This window comes from Anaerocolumna sp. MB42-C2, from assembly GCF_030913705.1.
Lineage (GTDB): Bacteria > Bacillota > Clostridia > Lachnospirales > Lachnospiraceae > Anaerocolumna.
Genome location: NZ_CP133190.1, coordinates 3,518,491 through 3,543,432, shown reverse-complemented (window position 1 = coordinate 3,543,432; position 24,942 = coordinate 3,518,491). Strand labels below are relative to the sequence as shown.

Below are 24,942 nucleotides of genomic sequence, written 5' to 3'. Positions count from 1 at the left end.
AAAAACCCCTTTTTTCTCATAAGCAACAGAAAAAAAGGGGTTAATACCATTATAATGCAACCGGCTGCCATGTTCGTTAACGTAGGCCCTTGGCTTTGCGTCCTTACCTTTCGATAAGTTTGCCCTTTTTAGTAATGCTTCTATAAATGAAAAAATTTTCGTTTTTTGTCGAATTACGATTTATATATTACCTTACTTTAAACTATTATGCAAGGAGTAATGATAAAAAAATAATTTTTTATTCATCTTAGATACTTATCTAAGGATAATATAGACAATATTACCTAATGTGTAAATCAAATACAGTACTTGTTCACACTTCCAAACATGATGCCGCAAAGCAGCAGCTCAAATAATTAGGGAAGAAGTTTTGAATGAGCACCCTCCGTGCTCATTTCGGAGTTCTTCGAAAGAATTTTGGCCTTTTCAAAATTCCTTTTCACACTTTTTTCAAATTTACAACATATTTTCTACACATTCTCCCTTTATAATTTAATCATCAATCAAGGAAGTCCCTCTCCCTTGTTAACATATATTATACCTTTTCATAACTGGTCTGCTGTAAAGATAACCTCAACTTACATTTATATAAAATATACTCTCCCATAATTAATATAAATTTTTTACAGCAGACCTACTCCTTTAGACTAATCTCCCAATCCTTTAAAGGACACCAGTTCATAACCGGGCTATCATCCTTTGCACTTACAGTCCCCACCAATACGTCTTTGGTTTCGTCCTCAAACTCCATATAATGTTGTAAAACAATTTTGTTAGTAGCAGTAAATACTCTTTCAAACAGTTTATCGCGGTTTATCCAAAATAACTCGCCCTCTTCTGTATTTATAACTTTTTTCGTTCGACTCTGTCCAAAATAGATATATTGAATCCTAATTTCATCTTTATATCTTCTTAGTACTATGTATTTTAATTTTATGTCCGTTAATTGTTCCTGTGTTATTCCCGTTTCCTCATATATTTCCCGCAGACAAGCTTCCATTGGATTATTTAATTCCTCCGGTTCCAGGTGCCCGCCTACACCTGCCCACAGACCGGGAGCAAGTTTCCTTCCTGCTGCACGCTTCATTAATAAAATTTCACTTCCGCTCATCAAATATGCCGTTGCCATATTTCTAAGTTTTATCATGGATATCTCCTTTCACTTCAATCCTATTTGAAGATATATCTAGGCAAATGTGAAACTATATAGTTTTTCAATATTTATATTTGATATCTTACCATCTTTTTACTGTTGATTACAATATGGATTATTATATTTACGAACTAATTTATCTTTGTTTCCTGCAATATTATTATTATGTGGCAGCTAAGATAATGAATTATCAGAAACAGCTATCGGGCATCTCATGTTTCATCCCCGAAGGTTTTTATCGAATCGGATAAACGTTCTATACGATAAAAAACCATGGTAAATAGGATTTTACCCCTTTTACCATGATCTTATATTTTAATAATTCTTTATGGTTTTTTATTCTAGATTTATCTGCCTCTACAGTGATTACAAAATCTTCCGCTTTTAATTTTAACCCCGCACTTTTCACACATAAACCATGCATTTTTTGATTCCTCTGAAAATTCCAATCTTTCTTCCCGAATCCATTCAAAAAGTTTTGTTGGTGTTATTTCATTGGCTTCGGCTATTTGTACAATTGTTGCTTTCGGATGTGCCATGATATAATCCTTAACCTGTTCCAATTTCTCTTCTTCCACTTTCACCATTGGTCTTAAAACAGACGTAAGACTAGAATTGTTAGAAGCTACGCGTGGTCTGTAATTGAAAAGACAAAAAAACAGACCTGAGACGGGGCGTTTTATAGCCCTATCTAGGTCTGAATTTTTAGATGCTTTCGCATGATTTTCTATTTCATTTTCTACTATCGACGAGGATAATACGAGGTTGCCTTTTGGATATTGAGGTGTGTCCTGCGACATAGTATATCAGACCATAAGATTATTATAATATGTCGTATATAAATTTTCAATAGTTTGATTACATGACGTTTGTTTAAAAACCCTTCTTTATGACATATACAAATATTTAGGAAAAACAACATCGTCAATTTTCAGCCTTAACAACTCTTCTTCATATTTAATATGTAGTTTTTCTATTAATTTCTCTTTATTATCCCATGCCGGATGTCATAAATAGAACCGTAGAGTCGTTGTCTGGAAGCAATGAAACAGAGGTGATTTCACTATGCCCTCTCTCCTTAAAAATTTCCGTCTGGCTTCGGAATTATTTTATCTCACTTTGCCTGTTTATGACATAGTCCAAGTAGATGCACTTCCATCAACAGTAACTTTCACTACGTTTTCGCGGTCATTCAACACAAAATCAGATAATTCCTGACCTAATCCCGGAAGATCTGGCACCTTGAATTTACCATTTACTGGCTGGTAATCATATTTACACAGTTTAATATGACTATGAACCATATTACATTGATGGTGTTCATGAATTACAAAGTTTGGTATCGCCGCTTCCATCTGAAGACTTGCTGCAGTACTAATAGGACTACCGCAAGCATGAATTTGAATACTAACATCATGGATATAAGCCAAATCACACACTTTTTTTACTTCAGTAAAACCTCCACAAGTTCCCATATCTGGTTGTGCAACTTGTAGACTGTTGGTTGCAAAGTATTTCTCGTACTGCCAACGAGTATAAATTCTTTCTCCGCTTGCAATTGGAATATCAATATGATTTGCTAATCGTTCAGCAGTATGCGGATCTGGTGTATTTGGTTCCTCAAAATACATAATATTGTATGGTTTCAATGCTTCAGCCAACTGAATTGCAGTATTTACATCCAGGAAGCTATGGTTTTCAATAATTATATCAACATCTGGTCCAACGGCTTCCCTTACCGCCGCAACACGATTTACAACTAATTTAAGATTCTTTGATGTTAATATTGTTGTTCTTTCCTTATCCGAAAAACCACCTTCTGATGGGGTTTCTTTGAAGGTAAAGAAATCACCCTTAATAGCATCATATCCATCTGCAAGAGCACGATTTGCTGCACCTACGTAATCATCAATCGTAAACATGGCTCCCATCATATTCTTCCATCCGAATTGAATCTGAGATGCATAAGTACGAAGGTTATCGTTTAACTTACCTCCTAGTAACGTATAAATTGGAACATTGAAAAATTTTCCTTTGATATCCCATAACGCAATATCAATCGCACTCATACCAGCAGTAAATACTCCTCCTCCATTTTGTCCCCAAAATGTTGTTCGATACATTTTGTCCCAGATTATTTCATTTTCTAAAGGATCCATCCCTACCACAATATTAGCTAAATCTTGAACCATCCCAAATGCTGCTTTTGCACCAACACCGTACGACATTGCTGCCTCTCCATCCCCATATAGCCCAGTGTCCGTATATACCCTGCACAATACAGGATGAATGGATGGTGCTTCCTTATCATCTACATAAAACACATCAATTTTTGTAATTTTCATTTTATTTTCCTCCTGCTTTAATTTATAATAGTCCATCACAATCGACATGAATTATTTTCATTTCTATTTATGCCATTTTCCCCTTTTTGTGGTATGAAAAATTATATTTTAATGGACGGCTTCTTCCTATTCTTTCGATTTTCTTATCTTTACAGCTTTGCATCTGACACACGATTTAGAGAAAGTAATGGAATGCAGAATGATACTTCAGTTCCCACATCTACGATGCTCTGAATTAGCAGTCCATGGTACTCTCCATAATAAAGTTTTAATCTTTGATTTACATTTTTTAATCCGATAGCCCCTCTTTCAGAACCTAGAAGTTCATTGTTATCTGTAAGGATTTGATCTATTTTCTTCTGTTCCATGCCGATGCCATTATCAATTACAGAAAATCTCAAAACCTCGTTTTCCATTTTACCAGCAATTCGTACTATTCCAGTTTCTTCTTTCCCATCCAGTCCGTGTATAATAGCATTTTCAATTAATGGTTGAATTATCAGTTTAGGAATTTGATACTCATACAACGACAAATCAACTAATTCCTCAAATTGAAGTCCTGTTCCATAACGAACTTCCTGTATTTTAATATAATTATGAATATTCTCTACTTCTTCTTTGACATATGCAAAGTCTGTACCATTGATAGTATAACGCATCATATCTCCAAGAGATTTTGCAATCCAGCCAATCTGAGGTATATTTTTCTCTCGTGCGATCCAGTTAATAGTATCCAATGTATTATATAAAAAATGAGGGTTAATCTGCATACGTAAAGATTTTAGTTCTGCTTCCTGTTTTAACATTGTTTCCCTGTAGACACGATCCATTAAATCATTTATATTGTAAACCATCATATTGAACTGCTGAGATAGCATACCAATTTCATCACTAGACTTTACTGTGCAGATAATATTAAATTCACCTTCACCAAATTCATTCATCGCTCTCTGAAGCCGTCTGATATTATGTCCGATAGACTTAGCAAAAACAATTGCAAATATTACACCCACACTCAATACGCTAAGTACCACCGAAAGCAGAAAGCCACGCATATCATATATTGTGTTTTGATAACTAACCTTTGGTATCGAAGTCAGTAAAGTCAAGCCGGAGGCCTGTAAACGGATATAATAAATATACTCGTTATAACCATCATTTGATATTGTTTGAAATTTCATTGTTTTCGCCAAGTTGAGATAATCCAGATATCTGTTCTCCATCTTTTTTCCGACTAAATCTTCCGATGAGCATGATATGATATTAGAGTTATTATCTACTAAAAAGACATTCCCGTTTCTAACATAGCTTAAACCAGAAATGTTGTTTTCTATCCTTTCCCGCGGAACATATAACACTACATATCCCAAAGGTTTCATTGTCAGTAAGCTGTTAATCTGCGCTGCGACACGAATATACTGTCTCGTTTCATCAAATCCCTCCCACACAGGACTTCCCCCAGCCCTGTAAATTTGTGGTTTAATAGAGGGGTCCTGTTGCAGTAGCTTCGCCGTTTTCGTGAAATAAGCTCCCTTTCCACTTTCTGATACAAAACACACATGTGAGATATTATCGTCGAATAAAATATAATCATACACTTTTTTTTGCAGTAACTGCTTTGCAAGATATTCCTGATAGTCAGTGTAGCTGTCATGATTGACAGCATATAAATAGTTTTGTACGATATTTTCCTTCTGCAAACAAAATAAAACCTCATTAACGTCTATCATGCTTTTCTCTATTTGTTTGGACGTCTGAACAGACATATTTATTAGGTAGTTTTCTGTCTGATCTGTAATCTTTTTATTAAAATAACTATAATAAAGAGTCGTTAAGAATAACGTGATGAGCAGACAAAGCGTAATGCATGTAAATGCATACTTTGCTCCCAGTTGAAATCGAAATCTGCGTCTCTTTCTTTTCATCTCATTATCCTCTTATATATTTCTTGTCACGTTGCCAGCTATTGTGGTATTGTCTTGGAGATTGTCCGAAATATTTCTTAAAAATAGAGCTAAAATACCTCTGATCTGAAATGCCTACTGCATTTGCCACTTCTCCAAAATGTACCTCTGATTGTTTCAACAGTTCCATTGCCTCTTGCATTCGTTTATTATTCAAAATTTCCAAGAATGTATAGTTTGTTTCTTTTTTTAGGACACGGTTAATATAAATAGCATTAAAATGAAATTCCTGGGAAAGCCTGGTAAGTGTCAATTCCTCATTGTAGTGTTCTTCAATATAATTTACCACTTTTTTTGCAGAAATATGATCCATTTTTTCTTTTGTTTCTACTTCCGGTATCTGCTGTATTTTTGCCTCAATTGCTTTATTTTTAAATTCCAGGTAATTTTTATTAAGGAGAATCTGCTTTTCTATCAGTTTTTTTGCACGCTCACAACAAGAAAAAACTTCCTCCGGCGAAGTAGGCTTTAGCAGATAATCAAAAGCACCAAGTTGCAACCCCCGCTTAGCGTAATCAAAATCCTTATATCCGCTCAGGAAAATAACCGCACATAAGGGATATTTTTTTAGAATTTGTTCTGTCATTTCAATTCCGTCAATGATTGGCATCCTAATATCTGTAAGTATAATATCCGGCTTCTCTTTTTCCACAAGCTGTAATGCTTCTTTTCCATTTTTTGCAATTCCACATACATTCAAGCCAATAGATAACCAATTAAGATGCTGTAGTCCCTCTCGGATTATCTGTTCATCATCTGCAATCAAAATTCTCATAGCAACCCTCCCTGAACGCTTCCTTAAATGCTTATCCCTTTACAGCTCCAGCAGTCATGCCCTCAATAATCTTGTCATGAAAAAATATATAAACTGCTATTGTAGGAATAACAGTCAATACTACTGCTGCTAGCATACCAGAATAATCAACAGAATCCAAGTCTGCAAATTGTGTCAAAATGACTGGCAACGGCATTTTTCCCATTGATGTCAGAAAAATCTGCGGGAATAGCAAATCATTCCATGCGTTGATAAAATTAATTACCGCAACTGTTGCAATAGATGGCTTTGCAATAGGTAAAATAATCTTAAAATAGCCCCTTATGATAGAGCATCCATCAACAATTGCTGCTTCCTCCAGTTCTTCTGGAATCGTTGAAAAAAACCCTTCCAATATGTAAATCGTAATGGGAAAAGCGAACACCATATGCGCAATAATAACAGATGCATAAGTATCCAAAAGACCTATTTTACTAAACATAGAAAATAGTGGAATAATCGCTGCATATGCCGGAATACTCATACCAAGCAAAAATAAATTTTTCACTATTTTTGATGAACGAAAACGTAATCTCGCTATACCATATGATACCATGGCTCCCAAAAAAACTGCAAGAGCAACAGCACAGACCGTAATAATAACCGAATTCAAATAACTCATTCCCAGATTACCTTTTGATACCGCTCGGTTATAATTTTCCAGGCTAAAAGAAGCTGGTAATCCCCATGTATTACTAAATAATTCTTTATTTGATTTGAATGAACTTAGTGTTAGCCAAATTAGTGGATACAAACAGCAGAGCGCAAACAATGACATCAGGAGCAATTCCATTCCATAGACTATTTTCTTTTTCATACTGTTTCCTCCTAATACGAAATTTTTTCTGTTTTGATTATATGATTGACAATCCAAATTACAAGGACACATAAAACCAACAGTACAACACCAATTGCACTGGCATAACCAAATTTCATTGTCCTGAAGCCTTGATAATACATATAGGTTGCTAAAACTTCACTGGCATGGTTTGGACCGCCTTTTGTCATAGACCAAATTAGATCGAAGTATTTCAGAGAACCAGTGATAATTAGTACTGTATCAATTTTAATAACATGTTTTATAAGGGGAAAAGTTATTTTTGTAAACTGCTGAAAGGAAGTAGCACCATCAATTTCTGCTGCTTCGTACAAGCTGGTAGGAATAGATTTCATCGCTGCCAGCTGAATTACCATATGATATCCTACATATTTCCACATAACCACTACTATAAGAGCAATCATTACTGTGGATTCTTCACTTAACCATGCATGCTGCCAATTTTCCAGATGAGCTGCTTTTAGTAAAGCATTCACAATACCAAACTCAGAATTATAAACCATATTGAATAACATTCCAACACCAGCTCCACAGATAACTGACGGAAGAAAAAACACAGACTGAAAAAAATGACTTCCTTGAATTTTCTTGAATATCATATTCCCAAAAAACAAAGCTAACGGCAAATGAGCAATCAATGATCCTAATACAAGTAAACCATTGTTCTTTAGTGATTGCAAAAAAATTTTATCGCTTATTAAATTTGTATAATTTCTAAATCCAATAAACCTATTTTTACTTATTAAATCGGTCTGGTAAAGACTCAAATAGACGTTATAACCTATGGGAATTAATACAAAAATGGTATATAAAATCAATGTAGGAAGTATGAAAATTGCTATAATTTTTTTGTTGCTTAAAACGCGGTTCATAAAGCCTTTCCACCTCTCTGTTACTTTTCATAAAAAGAGCCATCGCAACCATTAACGATGGCCTCTTTTGTCTCTAGTTACTGTACTGCGTTATCTTGTGAAAATTGTTGTAAATTATCCATAGCTTCCTGTGGGTCTGTTCCTCCCATAATTGCAACTGCCGCATTATTAAATTCTACACCCTCACCAGCACCATAAATACGATCTAGCCATGGTGTATATAAAGTGACCTTGGTAAATACCTCCCGTGCCTTTAGTGCAAGTTGGTTTAGATTACTTGTATCTACTTTTGTATTTGTTACAACTACCTGTCCTAAATCGGTAAGCGCCTGCTGGTATTCAGCACCCGCTAATAACTTTAAGAAAGCTGCTGCCGCTTCAGGATTTTTTGCTTTACTACTGATTGCAAGTGCCTGACCAATACTTCCAACATTTACACCCTTATTTTCTTCTTTATCAGATTGCAATACTGTGAATTCTATCTGTTTTGCGTTCTCTCCATTATCAATTGCTGCAATACCAGACGTAATCATCACCATCATTGCGACTTCTTTACTATTCAGTTTTTCAAATGCTTCACTGGGTGTCATTCCAAGATAACCGCTTAACAAATAATCGCTATCAACGATATTCTTCAGCATTTTGCCGCCTTCAACAAACTGCTCATTATTCCATTGAAATCCCGCTTTACAGGTTTCTTCAAATAATTGTTTTCCACCTACAATGTTGTCAAGCTGCTGTAGAAACTGTCCTGCATACCAAGTTTCAGTGCAAGGTATAATAAGCGGAGCAATTCCATTTGCCTTTAACTTATCGCAAGCGTCAAGGAATTCCGAATAATCATCAGGGATTTTAGCACCTGCCTTATCAAACAGATCCTTGTTACAAGCAAGAACAACTACCTGTCTGGTATTCGGTACTGCATAAATCTTATTGTCATAGGTAACTGGTCCAAATATACTCTTATCATCATACTTGTCATACCATTCAGCATCTGCTGTCAAAATATCACCTACCGGATATACTTTCCCGCCTTCAACCATTGGTTTCAGGAAACCAGCCTCCCAAGTAAAGAAGATATCTGGTTGTGCATTGGATGCCATAAGTGTTGTTAGTTTTGTTTTGTAATTTTCATTTGGAATAGCTTCTAGTATAATTTCAACATTATACTCATTTGATTTATTAAATTCATCCACATATTTCTGCGTCAATTGTGCAAATACTTCGTTGCTGCCTCCATTCACGCAAGACAACGTCATTTGTGTTTTTTCTCCGCTTGAAGTTGCCGCTGTTCCTTTTGTAGTTCCATCTTCTGTTCCAGTATTCTTACCGCATCCAGCAAGATTACTAACTACCATCATTACTAAAAGTACTAATGCTACCATCTTTCTTTTCATACTTTTTCTTCCTCCCTTGTATTTATAGTTTACAATTTTTATATTCTTAAAACCATAACACCGTATGGTTCTAATTCAAAGTTACCACATATTTTTTCACCTATCAGCACATCCTCTGCCTCTATGTTAAATTTTATTGTAGCAGGTTCTTTTTCATAATTTAGAATAAACAAATACTTCTGTCCGTCTTTATTGCATAGTGAAGTTTCACAGGTTTTAGGAATGGAGGCCAATGAATGTATCAGTAATATTGCCTCCTTATTCTCCTGCCATTCTTCTATGAAATTATGAAGTAATACCTTTGTGGCATTTGCCTCAAAGGCCGCACCAAAGTAAATGGCGCTTCCGCATCCATAACTATTTTCTGTTATAGCAGGACTGCCATCATAATAATCTCCCACATACGTAGCCAACACTTTGCATCTGTCACTAATCGGTAGCAAAATATCGTTAAAAAGAGGCATTTCTATTTTGTCTTTTCCGAAAAAAGCATATTCCTGTGGTCCTGATTCATTCACAGACGTAAAATCTTTTACTTCCACTCCAAACAAGTCTTGCATAGAAATGGGCATTGTTTCCATTGGACATCTTCCGTATTTATCCTTATAGCCCGTTCTCGCTCCAGAAATAAAATGCCCGCCTCTCTCTACATATTGTTTGATTTTATCGACTACTGATGAAGTTACAATACTCATATGCGGTGCAAATATCAAATCATATTGCTGAAGTTCTTCTGTAGAAGTATCTGCATCCATATTTAAATAATTAAATGGAATATGCTCTTCCTGTAAAGCCTTAAAAAGTTGCATATTAGAATATCGCCTAATCGGACCATGCCAAACATCATGTTCACCATCCCACTCATTGTCATAATCTATAAGGATAGCCACTTTGGCCTCATACTCTCTGCCAGCTAAATCTTTAATTTTTTTAACATCTTCCGCAATGTCTTTTAATTCTTTTAAACGCCTTGTATCACGATTATCATAATCTAAAATTCCATGCCAATAGATTTCCGTTCCAAATGTACAGGTTCTCCAGCGGAAGAAGCTTACAAAGTCAGCTCCGTTAGCAATAGACTGAAGTGCCCACAAACGCATCTGTCCAGGTTTCGGTGATGGAGCTATTCGAAAGTTATACCATCCCCCTGGGCCGGATTGTTGTTCCATTATGCCATACTTTTTTGATACAGCCCTTACTTTTGCAAGATACATACTCCACTTCCTGTCATGTAATTCATCTGCACCATTCATTGTTCCAAAAGCCGGATAACAATCATAGGATAAGAAATCTAATGATTCCTTTGTCATTTTTTTATAATCCGCATGATTAAACATACCGTTTGTAGTAATAAAAACATCTTTTCCTATATATTTTCTTAAAATATCAGAATGGAGTTTACAATACTCTAAGCAACTAGCCGAAAAAAACCTGATTGAATCCAGTTGTAAATGTGGATTGCAGGTACCTCTTTGCCCATATCTTGGCAAATACACTTCTGTCCAGTCCATATATGTCTGATTCCAGAAAACTGTTCCCCAGGCATCGTTTAATGCATCAAGGTTTCCATATTTATTTTTCAAAAATTCTCTAAATGCTATATGATCTGCCTCAGCATAAAACTCATCAACTACACAGTTAAGCTCATTATCAATCTGCCAACCAATGATACATGACCTGTGTCCGTAGTGCTTTGCCATTTCAGTCACAATTATCCTTGTCTTTTCTTTCCATATTGGTGCATTATAATTATAGTGTCTTCTTACTCCATGCTTGTATTGTCTTCCATCAAGATCTACTGCCAATACCTCAGGATATTTCTCGGTCAACCACGCCGGTGGTGTTGCTGTTGGTGTACAAAAGATAACTTTCATATCTGTTTCTTCTACTACATCTAAATAATGATCAAAAAAGGAAAAGTCAAAAACCCCTTCTTTTATTTCAAACTTGTTCCATGCGAATTCTGCAATACGTATCATTCTGATACCGCCATCCCACATTCGTTTTAGATCTTCTCTCCAGATGCTTTCATCCCAATGTTCCGGATAATAACAGATTCCTAAAGTAATCTCCTCAAAATATTCCATGCTATTTTCCCTCTCTCATTCAATTGGCTATCATAAATGCACTTTGTTTAATTTAAACTTATTATATCAAAATCACTTATATTAAAATACAATCAAAAAAAACCAAAATGTTTAAAAAACAAACTTCTCAGAATTATACTCGAATGCAGTTACAGCCTAGTCATATTAATAACAAAATATGACGCAATCCACTTAATACTCTCTTGCAAATCATGATCACTCATTAAACGGGTGGTTTGCTTACACATAGAACAAAGTACCTCCGGCACTCTCAACTCCCCCTGGCCCTTCATTCATGAGGGAAAGGGTTTTCTTTTCTTCAGAAGTAACATTCTTTCTTCTTTCTTTCAAAAAGCCGAAAAGAGTTAGGATGCTTGATTTTCCTGTGTTGAATTGTTAGAAGCTACGCGTGGTCTGTAATTGAAAAGACAAAAAAAACAGACCTGAGACGGGGCAGTTTAAGGCCCTATCTAGGTCTGCATTTTTAATTTGCTATAGCTTTTGATAGCATTGCTTTCGCATGATTTTTTATTACATTTTCTACTGTCGACGAGGATAATTGCGGGTGCCTTTTGGATAATACGATGTAGCTCGCGACACAATCGAAAAGGGTATATTATAATTCCACTCGCCCTTCCAGCGCACGAAGTAATGTTACTTCATCAATGTACTCCAAATCTCCGCCTACCGGCACACCGCTTGCAATACGGCTGACCTTAATTCCGGTGGGCTTAATCAGTTTGCTGATATACATAGCGGTAGTTTCACCCTCGAGACTGGAGTTCGTTGCTATAATAACTTCCTCAACATCTCCTTGCAGACGTTGTATTAATTCTTTTAATTTAATATCATCCGGACCAATGCCTAACATGGGTGATATCGCTCCATGAAGTACATGGTATACCCCTTCAAATTTACCGGTCTTTTCATAGGCCGCTAAATCTCTGGGATTCTCAACTACCATAATGATATGTTGATTTCGTTTTTCACTGGAACAGATAGGACATAACTCACTATCTGTCAGGGTATAACAATTGGAACAGTATCTGACATTTTGCTTTGCTGCCGTTATTGCCTGGGATAAGTTATTTACCTGATCCTGTGGCATATTAATAATATGAAATGCCAGTCTCCCGGCAGTCTTAGCTCCAATCCCCGGCAGCCTGGATAATTCTTCAATTAATTTGCTGATCTGACTGCTGTAATAGTTCATTAGAAAGGAAATCCTCCTAAACCGCCAAGACCTCCGGTGATTGAACTCATAGCAGCCTGAGATTCATCCTCCATTTTACGGAATGCTTCATTAACCGCTGCCATAATAAGATCCTGAAGCATCTCAATGTCATCGGGATCTACTACGTCTTTGGATAGAGTTACAGAGGTGATTTCTTTCTTACCGGAAACTTTAACCGTAACTGCACCGCCGCCAACAGATGCTTCCCACTCTTTTTCTTCTATTTCTTTCGTTTTCTCTTCCATCTGCTTTTGCATTCTCTGAGCCTGTTTCATTAAATTATTCATGTTGCCGGGCATAGCTCCTCCCGGAAATCCACCACGTTTTGCCATGTTTATTCTCCTTCCGATTGTTAATCCTCATATTCAATCGCTATATTTTTTATTATTTTAGTTAAATCCGGGATGTCTTCTATCGATTCTTTTCCCCCTGTTAACAGTTTTGTCTGTACTTCTACTTTTTTATTTATAACCTTAGCTATGGCATCTTTTAATTCTTCCATATGATTTTCCTGAGAAATCAGTTCTTTATCCATGGATTCGGTAAATACCAGCAGAAGCGTATCATTATTTCCGATACTTGGTTTGGCATTCATTAATGAGGCTTTTGTTAAAAGGGATGTACCGGCTACAATAGTATGCCAATTTTTTGCTACTTCCTTCAGGTCCTCTGAAATAGCCTTAGGCAGTATCATCGGTACCTTTTCTTCCCTCTCCTGCTTTACCGGTATGCTTATATCTCTGTCAGCCGTTGCAGCCGTTATTGTACCGTTTTCTATTTTGCTTTCAATTATCTTAAGACGGTTGATAATATCCTCATAATTTGTTTCCATCTGAGGTTTGCATAATTTAATTAATGCCACCTCGACCATGACTCGTTTCTGGGAAGCATATTTAATCTGATTGGATAAATCAGAAAATATTCGGATATACCGTATTAAGGTTTCCATATCAATCTCTGCTGCCTGCTGTTTTAAGATAACCAGATTATCTGTTGATACTTCAATGACCTCATTAACCTCATCCGATGTTTTTACTAAAAGAAGATTTCGTAAATACCAGGTAAAGTCTACCGTAAACTGGGTCAATTCCTTACCTTTAATAATAAGCTCTTCTAAGAGTACCATTGCACCGGTCACATCACCTTTTTGAATGATAGTAAGCAGTCTGGCAAATACTTCAATATCCACCGCTCCTAAGACTTCCAAGACATTGTCAAAGGTTAGCTTCTGCCCGAAATAAAAAGCAATGCATTGGTCCAAAAGACTTAGAGCATCACGCATGGAACCGTCACCCATTCTGGCAATATACCGGACTGCTTTTTCTTCCGCTTCCACACCCTCGCGTTCTATTAAATCGGTTAATCTGGCAGCTATGGTATCTATTGTGATCCTCTTAAAATCATACCGCTGGCATCTGGAAAGAATCGTTATGGGAATTTTATGTGCTTCCGTTGTCGCCAGTATAAAGATAACATAAGACGGTGGTTCTTCCAGGGTTTTTAAAAGGGCATTAAAGGCTCCTGCCGAAAGCATATGAACCTCATCTATAATATATACCTTATATGTTCCCTCTGTAGGTGAATACCTTACTTCATCAATAATCTCACGAATATTATCCACACCGTTATTGGAAGCCGCATCTATTTCAATCACATTCATTGACGTCTGGTTGTTTATGGATCTGCACATAGCGCATTCGTTACAGGGGTTTCCATCCACCGGGTGCTCACAATTTACCGCTTTACCTAATATCTTGGCTATTGTGGTCTTACCCGTACCCCTGGTTCCGCAAAATAAATAGGCATGGCCTATCCTGTCCGCTTTCACCTGATTTTTTAAGGTAGTTACGATATGATCCTGACCTTTTACATCATTAAAATCACCAGGCCGGAACTTTCTGTAAAGAGCAGTATATGACATGCTTGCACTTCCTCTTATTAACATAAGCCGTATTGACTAACGGCTTTGTCTATCTTACTTTCGTTATTATTTTACCAATATCACGACAGATTGTCAAAAGATTTATCTTATTCTTCAAGGGTCTATCAGATACTGTTTCTCTCTTAATACTGTTTCAATATGATCTAAGATTTCTTCCGAATCAGCTTCCACTGTATGCAGATGTACCCCATCTGTTAATTCTTTTAACGGAACTGTATTTTTAAATTTTACCTTCTTTACAAAATCATATACATCCTGACGGTTTTTTATAATTAAATCCGCAGCTATTTCTCCATAAAGATCATGAGCAACAATAACATTTAATATCTTTCCTCCGTTATCTACTATGGCACATAATTCATCTTCAATCTCATCGGTAGTATGTTTAACCATAAAGCAGCGGTTCACTTTCTGCTTTTCCTGCAGATATATCATATACCCCTTTGTTGTAGACAATATATTCTTATTTACTGCCCTCAGCAAAGCGATATCCTGTACAATCACCTGTCTGCTGACACCCAGCTTTTTAGCAAGTTCCGTTCCGGAGATCGGCTCTTTGGCATAATACAACAACTCAATTATTTTGTCCCGTCGTTCCTGCCCTTCCATAACAACACTCCTCCTTTGACTTTTAGATGATTACGAAACAGTTTCATTCTGTTATAAATCCGTTATTAAGATAATTCTATAATATCTTCGTTGGAAATGCAAGGTATTCCCCACGTACAACTTTGATTCCGGTTCACCCCCATACTATATGTAACAAAGCGGATAAGTCTACATCAAAAAGACGCCCGAATATTTCTTAGAAAATTATTCGAACGCTTTTGATTACCTATCTAATTTTTTATTCTATGATAATTCTACCGGTTGAACTGGCGAAATTTCAGGTACTGTACCGGGTATAGGCGTTTCTTCCGGTATCGGCTGTATTTCCGGTTTCGGACTGTTTTCAATAGTATCAGGCTGGGGACTGGGTACGGAAGAGGGATTTGGAGAGGGTATCTCTATACCCGGTTTAGGAGCAGGTACTTCTTTCTCTCCGGGTTTTATACCTGTAACTGATTTTATAGAATCATCATTTTCTATATCCGCTTCTTGTGGCTGAAATCCAATCATTACTTTTGCTCCTTTAATTTATTTGCCCTTATTTTTCCCAATTAGCAAATAAATTATGCTAAAACTTAAAAAGCGTACGGATTCCATAATAAATAACAGGTATCAAAAGGGACGGCAGCATATTAACTGTTTTAAATTTGATATTGGTCATTAGATTCAATCCAACGCATATTATCAAAGTAAATCCAACCATACAAACCTGGGCAAGCAGTTCACCTACTAAAATATTACTTAAAAATCCTGCGAATAAACATATACTGCCTTGATAGATAACCAGGGGTATACAGGAAAACATAACACCAAACCCAAGGCTTGCGGCTAAAACGATAGTAATTACCAAGTCCAATATACTCTTTGTGATTAAGATACTGTTATCTCCCGTCAATCCACTGGTCAAGGATCCGATGATCCCCATTGCTCCTATACAGCATATACTGGAGGCGGTAATAAAACCGGCTGTAAATCCCTGAATTTTAAATTTATGTTCAATTTTATTACTGAAAGCGTTTATTTTATCATCCAGCTTAAATATTTCCCCTGCTAATGTACCTAAGGTAAAACTGACCACCAATAACAGTTCACCGGATGAGTGTAAGACTCCGTCTGTCTGGGTACGGAACATATTAGATATGACTCCGTTGATACCTATGATAATAACTACAAGTCCAAGCGCCTTATTCATGCTTTTTTCAATGCTTTCCGGGATACCTTTTTTAAATAACAAACCGATAAAACCACCGAATAAAACAGCCGCGCCATTTATTAAAACACCTATCATTATAATTCCTCCGTAATCCTATGTAATCTATGGTTTTCCTTAAGTATGCCAATAACAATTCTAGTTATTAAATTATTAAAACATAACAATTATAATAGAATATTCCGGAAATATACAGTTTTTTTTATAAATTTGCAAGGGAAATAACATACCAAACGCTATACATCTTCAATATAGTTATGCTATAATAGGAACTTGTAAATGAAACTTATTTTTACAGCTGCCATTATGGCTGCTGACCTTTCATGAATGGAGAATGTTATGTTCCGGTTATGGGCCAAAATATTTAAAGATAACCGCATGTTACGTGATATGGTTGTCTGTAATGACAATAAAAATTTAAACCGCACTCAGAAAATATTTGCTGCTGTGGATGAAATCTGTTACACCTATGATTTATCCAAACCGATCTGGCTGGATTCCACCATTGCGGATTTTAAAAAGCATGATAAAACAAGATTTACACAGGATAATTTTATAGATCGAATTGATTTTGATTATTTAGAAATTCATGTAATAGAGGAAGGTTAAAGAAATGGTAATTTAGTATGAAGAGAAAGTTAAACTTCCTGGTATTAATGATTTTAATCTTGCTTATTTTATTTATGAGTCAGGTTATTCATAAATTAGATAAACTTACTGTTATACAGGATTCAGACAAGATACAGGAAACTTCTGATAATACCAAAAACCGTGAATCCTCTTCCCAATCGGATATTTCTGATACGGGCAGAATAAATTCTGAAAAAAGACAAAAGGAAAACACCGTAGAAACAGCAGATTCCATATCTGCAAATCAAGATAATAACTCCTCCGAAACACCACCAGCTATATCTCATAATAGTAACGATATCACCGATAAATCAAGTCAGGAGACGGTTACCGTATTTAAAACTAAGGAAGCGCTCCGGAAAATACCTGCCGGTAGTGTTATAAAGGTAAAAGAACTAGGAGATAACCTAATGGATAACTGTTTTTATTCTGAAATAATTAAGGCTGATATAAAGGAAAGGATCCTGGGAAAATCCTACAAAGAAGACTGTACTGTTCCCTTTGAAGAATTAAGATATCTGCGAGTATTATATTATGGTTTTGATAAAAAAACCCATATCGGAGAATTAATTGTTAATAAAGCAATTGCTTCTGATATTGTTTCTATCTTTATCGAATTATATGAAAGTAAATATCCCATTGAACGGATGGTATTGGTAGATGAATATGATGCGGATGATAATGCTTCAATGGCTGCTAACAATACTTCCTCCTTTAATTACCGTGCAGTACCGGGATCTACCCATTTATCCAGGCATGCACTTGGATTGGCGATTGATATTAATCCTTTATATAACCCTTATATCCAGTATACGGATAAAGGAAATATTATACTGCCTGAAGAGGGAAGTAAATACGCTGACCGCACATTGGACTGCCCTTATTACATAAATGAGGATGATTTATGTTACAAAGCTTTTACCAGGAGAGGTTTTACCTGGGGCGGGTTTTGGGAAACTGAACCTGATTTTCAACATTTTCAGAAAAGCTTATAATCGAAGTACACACGGCACTTCAGTTACTTCTACATCTGGCGCGTCAGGTGCATCCTCCGGAGGGTTTTTATCGAATAGAATGAATGAACTTTCCTAACGTAAAAAAGCGGCAGCTTGAAATAGTAAAATTATATTTCAGGCTGCCGCTATTTTAAACTAATAAATGTTATATAAAATTATAATCTCTTTAATAATTCTTCTCTTTGTTTTTCAAATCCAGGTTTGCCAAGAAGTGCAAACATGTTCTTCTTATAACTTTCTACACCCGGTTGATCAAATGGATTAACACCAAGAATGTAACCGCTGATACCACAGGCAAATTCAAAGAAATAGAATAGTTCACCTAAGAAAAATTCATTCTGTTCCGGAAGATTAACCAGTAAATTAGGAACATTTCCGTCGGTATGAGCCAATCTGGTTCCGTTCATAGCGCTCTTATTGATAAAATCCACACTCTTACCGGCTAAATAATTTAAGCCGTCTAAATCAACCTCTTCCTCTTCCATAATAATCTCAACAGGAGATTTTTCAAGATTAATAACTGTTTCGAACATGGTTCTCTGTCCGTCCTGGATAAATTGTCCCATGGAGTGAAGATCGGTTGTTAAATCAACTGCTGCAGGGAAGATACCCTTCTGGTCTTTTCCTTCGCTCTCACCATATAACTGTTTCCACCATTCAGAAACATAATGAAGAAATGGTTCATAGTTAGCAACGATTTCGATGTTCTTACCTTTTCTTAAAAGAATGTTACGTACGGCTGCATACAGCATGGCATCATTAGAGGCAAAAGAATTGTTAAGGCAACGTTCCCTCATACTCTGTGCGCCTTCCATTAATTTAGCTATATCCGCACCGCTGACTGCAATTGGTAATAAACCAACTGCGGTTAATACGGAATAACGTCCGCCTACATCATCCGGAACTACAAAACTTTCATATCCCTCTTCTGTTGCCAGGTTCTTTAGGGCTCCCTTCGCTTTATCAGTGGTTGCATAAATTCTCTTTGCAGCTTCCGCTTTTCCGTACTTTTCAATCAGTAACTTTTTGAATACACGGAATGCAATTGCCGGTTCCGTGGTTGTACCGGATTTACTTATAATATTAATAGAGAAGTCTCTGTCCCCGACTACCTCTATTAAATGGCTGATATAAGTACTGCTGATATTGTTACCTACAAAATAGATCTCCGGTGTCTTTCTGATTTCTTTTGAAACAGAATTATAAAAGCTGTGTCTTAAGAATTCAATTGCTGCTCTGGCGCCCAAATAAGATCCGCCAATTCCGATTACCAATAATACTTCGGAATCTTGTTTAATCTTTTCTGCAGCTGTCTGAATGCGTTTAAATTCATCTTTGTCATAATCTACCGGTAAATCAATCCAACCTAAAAAATCATTTCCTGCACCTGTTTTATTCAGTAACTCTGCTTTTGCGTTTTCTGCAATGCTTTCTATCATCTTTAATTCAGTTTCGGTGATAAACCCTTTTGCTGCTGAATAATCAAACGTTACTTTGCTCATTTCATGCACTCCTTTAATAGTCATTTATAGGGTTATTATTACATATTCCTATTTATTCTATCAAAGTGAGGCAGGTTAATCAATATCTTTTTTTGTATAAGGGATGTATTATATTGAAAAAGGGTTACTGTTCATTCCCCTGAAAAAGCAGCCGTTTTGTGAACAACAACACGCTTCGGGATGCACACAAAATAAGAAAGAGTCTGGTTTACCAGACTCTAGCGCTGACGCGCTGTCACGACAGTGACATCTTCCTTAAACGCGTCATGTGCATCCTGCCGGTCGGGCTTTTTATTACATAGGGAAGTTCGGAGAATTTTCCTATGTAATAAAATGCAGCGTTTTGGCGCCTCAATTCTTTGGTTTTTAGTGACTTTCGCTTCCCTACATTCACAAAAAACACGCCGCGTTTATTGCCTGTGAACCGTAACAAAAAGGGCGCCGTATATCATTTTGATTTGCGGCAGCCCCACTTTGTAAGCATATAATTTAAATGTATGATATAAAAGTATCGCAGTGACTGAATTATTACCATATATTACGCTAAAAATTCTTTTAATATATCTTCAATTAATTTATCATCCAAAGACACAGCTTGTTTGGCTTTTTTAACAGCCGGTTTTACTTTTTCTTCTTTAGCTGTTCCGGTTTTAATAATTTGTCCTTTTTCTACCTTTGGTTTCTCTACATGAGCCAGTTCAACATTTGCTTTTTCAACAAATGCTTTTTCGGTATGTAATTTCTCAGGATTATTAACTGCAGCCTTTACCCCTTTTTCCTTTTCAGCCGCCGGTTTTTCATCCATTAATGTAACTGCTATTTTATCCTCCCTGTTATATATAATTACATCCTTTTCATCTTCATGGGATTCTATATTTCTGCGCTCTCTGATTTCTCTCTTCAAACTTTCTTTTCTTTCCTGTGCAATGGTTTTATATTCAATCGGCTGAGTTTTGCGTTTTTCTTCTTTTAAGACTTTCTTTTCTAAGACTAATGCTTTTTTAATTTCTTCCTGTTTCAGTTTTTCTTCCTTTTTACGTTCCTCATTTGCTTTAACTTCCGCTTTGATCCGCTCTATTTCAGCTCTTTCTGCTTCTCTTTTTCTTTCTAAGGCTAATTTAGTTTCCCGCTTAATTCGTTCTTCTTCTTCCCGGGCTTTTTGTTTATTCTGAATTTTAAGCGCCTTTTTCTTTTCTTGTGCAAGACGTTTTTCTTCTTTTTTATTAACCTTTTCAGCCTTTATAGCTTCCTTTCGCTGCTGCTTCTCTTTCCTTTTTTCGGCTTTTAGTCTTAAGAGCTTGTCCTTCTTTTCTTTTCTGGTCAGCTTTCCTGCTTTCTCACTTGCCGCTGCCAGAAGTTCGGCACTATTTAAAGCCTGCTCCTCTTCATGAAGATATTCTTTTTTATATTGTTCGATTAATTCAGGTGTAACCTGTTCCTGTTCCAAACGAACTTTCAATATATTTTCCAGATAATCTTTCATATTCAGACGGATTAATTCTTTTCTACCGGAGAGATTAATTAATCCTTCTAGAAATATCAACAACCCGCTAGTTAAAATACCCACAGAAAATGTACTTAAAATCTGTTGTTTTCCACATTCATAAATGAGCCCTACAATCGTACTGATTGAGCCAATCAAAATACATAACATTAAAATTTGTCCACCGATGTTTTCCCATGTTGATAAAAGAATTCCACAAAATCTATGGCGAAAAACATACTTATCCACAAAGATATCCACATTATTCACACCAATTTTCAGTTTGTAGCAGGTTTCAAACTTTTTTTTCATCATTTGAGTCAATTTATTCTTTGACTTTGCCATATTATCAGAAGCTTTAATCAGCCTTGAATAAACCAGATTTAATACTAACTTTAATAATATTCCGCACGCGCAAAGAGCTAACATTATGTAAGAAAAAATATTTTTGTCAAATAACTCTTGTACCACAAAAAGGTCCCCTTTCTTCCCATTAATTTACAGTTATTATAACGAATAACTTTCCATTTGAAAAGAGAGGAGACCCAAAAATCGGTTGACAAATCCGGTCATGGGTACACATGAGCCTGTTTCGTTCACCATTATTTTTATTGGTTTTTATTGTATTATTTTATAATTTGGTTAATCCTGTCGTATAGTGTCTATGAAAAGTTGTTTTAACCAACCATATTTTCTTAATAATATATAATTACGGATTCTATAAATCAGTAACCAGGGCTGTTATGAATTTTACCGTATGAGCTATGGCACCGGCTTCAAACTGTCCATAATCCATATGTGCACTGTCATCCGCTTTATCGGATATGGCACGTACGATTAAGAAAGGTATCTTATTTAAATAAGCAGTCTGAGCAATCGCTGCACCTTCCATCTCAGTACAGTACCCATCAAATTGTGCCGCTATCCAGGTTTTTTTATCCTTATCCCCTATAAATTGATCACCGCTTACAATTCGGCCAAGAAATACGGATATATCCGGATTAACAAGGCTGCATACAGCCTGTGCTTTTTTCGTGAGTTTTTCATCGGCTTTAAATACAGAAGTATCCATTCGGGGAATGACTCCATATGCATAACCAAATCCGGTTGCATCCACATCATGCTGTAGGGTATCCGTTGAAATCACCATATCTCCTATATTTATCTCTGCTTTTAAAGAACCGGCGATACCTGTGTTAATAACCACATCTATATGAAATTCATCTGCCAGAATCTGTGTACAAACAGCTGCGTTTACTTTTCCTATACCGGAACGTACAATCACAACATCCCGGTCTTCTAATTTACCGGAATAAAAATCCATCCCTGCTTTACTTTTAACCTGAACTCCGGTCATTTTATCTTTTAACTGATTTACTTCTTCGTCCATCGCACCAATAATGCCGATTTTATCCATGATTAATCTCCTTAGAATACCATATTTTATCTAATGAAAGTATTATAGCTGAATTATTATGATCCTGCAAGGTTATTCATTTTTCTAACTACATATTATTTTAATGTATATTACTGTTCACACGCCTGATTAAACAGCAGTGTTGTGAACAATAACTAATATATCAAGTCAGCCCTATCGGTTTACTATTTATCATAAATTCATTCTTGCACCGTCTCTAAAAAATGATATAATAAGAAAGAACCTGGGTTTATCAAGTTTTGATAGCATTCATGAATCATTTTGTACATAAAGAAAGGACTGACAATTATGGTATATAAGGCTTCCGGTGTATGCTGCACCGAAATCACTTTTGAGGTAGAGGATAATATAATTAAAAACGTTAATTTTAAAGGAGGATGCTCCGGTAATGCAGCCGGCATCTCTAAATTAGTGGCAGGTATGCCTGTTGATGAGGTAATAACCAAATTAGAAGGAACAAAATGCGGTTATAAATCAACCTCTTGTCCGGATCAGTTAACGAAAGCCCTAAAGGAATGGAGGAAATAAGAGATGAAACGTATTGTCTTAACCGGTGGTGGAACTGCCGGACATGTAACACCTAACATAGCCCTGCTGCCTGCACTTAAGAGAGAAGGATATGAAGTTAATTACATCGGATCCTATGATGGAATTGAGAAAAAGTTAATTGAGGAACTTAATATTCCTTATTACGGCATTTCCTCCGGTAAATTAAGACGATATTTTGATCCCAAAAATTTCAGTGATCCCTTTAAGGTAATGAAAGGTTATCTTGAAGCAGTTAAGCTAATGAAACACTTAAAACCTGATGTTGTTTTTTCAAAAGGAGGTTTTGTTGCAGTTCCTGTCGTTTTGGCTGCAAAAAGAAAAGGTATTCCGGTTATTATTCACGAATCGGATATGACACCGGGACTGGCTAACAAAATATGCATACCCTCTGCCAAAAGAGTATGCGCCAACTTCCCGGAAACGGTAAAATATTTGCCGGAGGGGAAGGCTATATTAACCGGTACTCCCATAAGACAGGAACTGTTTTCCGGTAATAAAATGATGGGCCTGGATTTTTGCGGTTTCAGCCGCAATAAACCGGTTCTCCTTGTAGTAGGCGGCAGTACCGGCTCCGTAGTTGTAAATGAAGCGGTAAGGTCAATTCTTCCTGCCCTGCTAGAGAAGTATCAGGTAGTTCATTTATGCGGTAAAGATAAAGTAGATGAGAAATATGCTAACACGTCCGGTTATGTTCAGTATGAATATATCAAAAAAGAATTAAGTGATCTTTTGGATGCTGCCGATGTTGTGATCTCAAGAGCCGGTGCTAACGCTATCTGCGAGTTACTGGCACTTAGAAAACCGCATATTCTGATACCGTTATCCGCAGCGTCAAGCCGCGGTGATCAGATTTTAAATGCAGAATCTTTTGAACGGCAAGGATACAGCTATGTTTTAAAAGAAGAGGCTTTGAACGGGGAATCCTTATTAAATGCAGTTGAAACCGTTTATAGTAATAGAAAAGTATATACGGATGCCATGAATCAGAGTAATTTAAATAACTCCATTGAAACAATTATACAGTTAATTATTGAAGTTTCTAAATAAGAAAGAGTCTGGCTCGCCAAACTCTAGCGCTGACGCACTGTCACGACAGTGACATCTTCCTTAAGTGCGTCATGCGCATCCTGCCTGGAAGGCTTTTTTATTGCATAGGTAAGTTCGAAGAACTTTCCTATGCAACAAGAAAGAGTCTGGCTTTAAAGACTCTAGTGCTGACGCGCTGTCACTTTGTTTCTGCGCCTGTCCGGTATGAGTCTGTGCTATTTAATATGTCATATATACAGGAAAAAGCTGCCACGCATAAACCGGTTAACCTAATCTCCATCTGTTAGAAGAGATCTGATAAAAGGGTTAAAACCGATTGATGGAGGGCAGCTTTTTGCTATAAAAAGTTTCTTAAACGTAATATCAATTTATTTGATTCTCTTATTTATCGCAGCGGCAATCACCTCTGCTTCTCCGGTTTTGTAACTGTCGTGTGCCCAGGTAATACGTACGGTATCGTTTAAATATCTGGGGATCAGGTGCATGTGTAAATGAAAAACTGTCTGTCCCGCTGCTTCTCCATTGTTCTGCAGAATATTAAGCCCGTCACACTTAAGCTCTTCTTGCATGGCTTTTGCTACTTTAGCTGCAACAACGAAAATTTTAGATGCGGTATTCTCATCCATTTCAAAAATATTGGCAATATGTTTTTTCGGTATCAAGACGGCATGTCCTTTCACTGCGGGGGAAATATCCATTATTACCTTAAAATCGTCATCTTCATACAGCGAAACAGAAGAAATTTCATTCCCAATAATCTTACAAAATATACAATTATTATTCATATTTCTGCCTCCAAAATCTTATAATAT

The 24,942-nt window shown here is 36.3% G+C and carries 23 protein-coding genes and 1 riboswitch; of the genes, 4 read left to right on the top strand and 19 right to left on the bottom strand.

The genetic code is table 11. From position 1 onward, the window contains the following. Positions 1-52 precede the first annotated feature (52 nt). A riboswitch (cyclic di-GMP riboswitch) is annotated at positions 53-134 on the bottom strand. Between the two features lie 500 nt (positions 135-634). The 15 genes from RBU59_RS15705 to RBU59_RS15635 all read right to left on the bottom strand — a co-directional run bounded on the left by RBU59_RS15705 (position 635) and on the right by RBU59_RS15635 (position 16,543). Beyond that, complete coding sequence (locus RBU59_RS15705) at positions 635-1,147, bottom strand: NUDIX domain-containing protein (RefSeq protein ID WP_308143457.1); 513 nt, start codon at positions 1,145-1,147, stop codon at positions 635-637. A gap of 353 nt (positions 1,148-1,500) precedes the next feature. Continuing rightward, complete coding sequence (locus tag RBU59_RS15700) at positions 1,501-1,953, bottom strand: hypothetical protein (protein WP_308143456.1); 453 nt, start codon at positions 1,951-1,953, stop codon at positions 1,501-1,503. 327 nt (positions 1,954-2,280) lie between these two features. Beyond that, a complete protein-coding gene (locus RBU59_RS15695; protein WP_308143455.1) occupies positions 2,281-3,498 on the bottom strand; it encodes a mandelate racemase/muconate lactonizing enzyme family protein in 1,218 nt (405 codons plus the stop codon). 149 nt (positions 3,499-3,647) lie between these two features. Continuing rightward, positions 3,648-5,423 (bottom strand): cache domain-containing sensor histidine kinase, encoded by a 1,776-nt coding sequence (locus RBU59_RS15690; protein ID WP_308143454.1) that lies wholly within the window; start codon positions 5,421-5,423, stop codon positions 3,648-3,650. Positions 5,424-5,427: 4 nt separating this feature from the next. Further along, complete coding sequence (locus RBU59_RS15685; RefSeq protein ID WP_308143453.1) at positions 5,428-6,237, bottom strand: response regulator transcription factor; 810 nt, start codon at positions 6,235-6,237, stop codon at positions 5,428-5,430. A 31-nt stretch (positions 6,238-6,268) separates the two neighbouring features. Next, positions 6,269-7,093: a carbohydrate ABC transporter permease gene (locus RBU59_RS15680; RefSeq protein WP_308143452.1), complete on the bottom strand. Its 825-nt coding sequence runs from the start codon at positions 7,091-7,093 to the stop codon at positions 6,269-6,271. 11 nt (positions 7,094-7,104) lie between these two features. Beyond that, positions 7,105-7,986, bottom strand: coding sequence for a carbohydrate ABC transporter permease (locus RBU59_RS15675; RefSeq protein WP_308143451.1), 882 nt, complete (start codon positions 7,984-7,986; stop codon positions 7,105-7,107). A 77-nt stretch (positions 7,987-8,063) separates the two neighbouring features. Beyond that, on the bottom strand, positions 8,064-9,383 hold the full coding sequence (locus tag RBU59_RS15670) for an ABC transporter substrate-binding protein (protein ID WP_308143450.1): 1,320 nt from the start codon (positions 9,381-9,383) through the stop codon (positions 8,064-8,066). Positions 9,384-9,421: 38 nt separating this feature from the next. Further along, positions 9,422-11,470, bottom strand: a complete 2,049-nt coding sequence (locus tag RBU59_RS15665) for a beta-galactosidase (RefSeq protein WP_308143449.1) — start codon at positions 11,468-11,470, stop codon at positions 9,422-9,424. A gap of 616 nt (positions 11,471-12,086) precedes the next feature. Then, positions 12,087-12,683 (bottom strand): recombination mediator RecR, encoded by a 597-nt coding sequence (gene recR, locus RBU59_RS15660; RefSeq protein ID WP_308143448.1) that lies wholly within the window; start codon positions 12,681-12,683, stop codon positions 12,087-12,089. Then, positions 12,683-13,036 carry a YbaB/EbfC family nucleoid-associated protein gene (locus RBU59_RS15655; RefSeq protein ID WP_161837051.1) on the bottom strand — a complete coding sequence of 118 codons (354 nt, stop codon included), beginning with the start codon at positions 13,034-13,036 and terminating at the stop codon, positions 12,683-12,685. Before RBU59_RS15655 ends, recR begins: the two co-directional genes overlap by 1 nt. A 20-nt stretch (positions 13,037-13,056) precedes the next feature. After that, the gene (gene dnaX / locus RBU59_RS15650; RefSeq protein WP_308143447.1) at positions 13,057-14,625 is read right to left on the bottom strand and encodes a DNA polymerase III subunit gamma/tau; all 1,569 of its coding nucleotides are present in this window, start codon (positions 14,623-14,625) and stop codon (positions 13,057-13,059) included. A gap of 114 nt (positions 14,626-14,739) precedes the next feature. Further along, complete coding sequence (locus RBU59_RS15645; RefSeq protein ID WP_308143446.1) at positions 14,740-15,255, bottom strand: transcription repressor NadR; 516 nt, start codon at positions 15,253-15,255, stop codon at positions 14,740-14,742. Between the two features lie 243 nt (positions 15,256-15,498). Next, positions 15,499-15,765, bottom strand: a complete 267-nt coding sequence (locus RBU59_RS15640; protein WP_308143445.1) for a hypothetical protein — start codon at positions 15,763-15,765, stop codon at positions 15,499-15,501. A 58-nt stretch (positions 15,766-15,823) separates the two neighbouring features. Continuing rightward, a complete protein-coding gene (locus RBU59_RS15635; protein ID WP_308143444.1) occupies positions 15,824-16,543 on the bottom strand; it encodes a DUF554 domain-containing protein in 720 nt (239 codons plus the stop codon). 261 nt (positions 16,544-16,804) lie between these two features. Here RBU59_RS15635 and RBU59_RS15630 point away from each other — a divergent pair, with 261 nt between their 5' ends. After that, a complete protein-coding gene (locus RBU59_RS15630; protein ID WP_308143443.1) occupies positions 16,805-17,074 on the top strand; it encodes a hypothetical protein in 270 nt (89 codons plus the stop codon). 17 nt (positions 17,075-17,091) lie between these two features. Next, positions 17,092-18,090 carry a M15 family metallopeptidase gene (locus RBU59_RS15625; RefSeq protein WP_308143442.1) on the top strand — a complete coding sequence of 333 codons (999 nt, stop codon included), beginning with the start codon at positions 17,092-17,094 and terminating at the stop codon, positions 18,088-18,090. A gap of 176 nt (positions 18,091-18,266) precedes the next feature. On the opposite strand, the gene RBU59_RS15620 is transcribed toward RBU59_RS15625, so the two are convergent. The 3 genes from RBU59_RS15620 to RBU59_RS15610 all read right to left on the bottom strand — a co-directional run bounded on the left by RBU59_RS15620 (position 18,267) and on the right by RBU59_RS15610 (position 22,513). After that, complete coding sequence (locus tag RBU59_RS15620) at positions 18,267-19,613, bottom strand: glucose-6-phosphate isomerase (RefSeq protein ID WP_308143441.1); 1,347 nt, start codon at positions 19,611-19,613, stop codon at positions 18,267-18,269. A gap of 538 nt (positions 19,614-20,151) precedes the next feature. Next, a complete protein-coding gene (locus tag RBU59_RS15615; protein WP_308143440.1) occupies positions 20,152-21,567 on the bottom strand; it encodes a hypothetical protein in 1,416 nt (471 codons plus the stop codon). Between the two features lie 247 nt (positions 21,568-21,814). Continuing rightward, entirely contained in the window at positions 21,815-22,513 is a 699-nt protein-coding gene (locus RBU59_RS15610; RefSeq protein WP_308143439.1) for a 5'-methylthioadenosine/adenosylhomocysteine nucleosidase, read from the bottom strand. Between the two features lie 309 nt (positions 22,514-22,822). Between RBU59_RS15610 and RBU59_RS15605 the strand changes: the two genes are divergently transcribed. After that, positions 22,823-23,062, top strand: coding sequence for a TIGR03905 family TSCPD domain-containing protein (locus RBU59_RS15605; protein ID WP_308143438.1), 240 nt, complete (start codon positions 22,823-22,825; stop codon positions 23,060-23,062). Between the two features lie 3 nt (positions 23,063-23,065). Next, positions 23,066-24,130, top strand: coding sequence for an undecaprenyldiphospho-muramoylpentapeptide beta-N-acetylglucosaminyltransferase (locus RBU59_RS15600; RefSeq protein WP_308143437.1), 1,065 nt, complete (start codon positions 23,066-23,068; stop codon positions 24,128-24,130). A 368-nt stretch (positions 24,131-24,498) separates the two neighbouring features. Here RBU59_RS15600 and RBU59_RS15595 read toward each other — a convergent pair whose 3' ends face one another. After that, positions 24,499-24,915: an HIT family protein gene (locus RBU59_RS15595; protein ID WP_308143436.1), complete on the bottom strand. Its 417-nt coding sequence runs from the start codon at positions 24,913-24,915 to the stop codon at positions 24,499-24,501. Positions 24,916-24,942 lie beyond the last annotated feature (27 nt).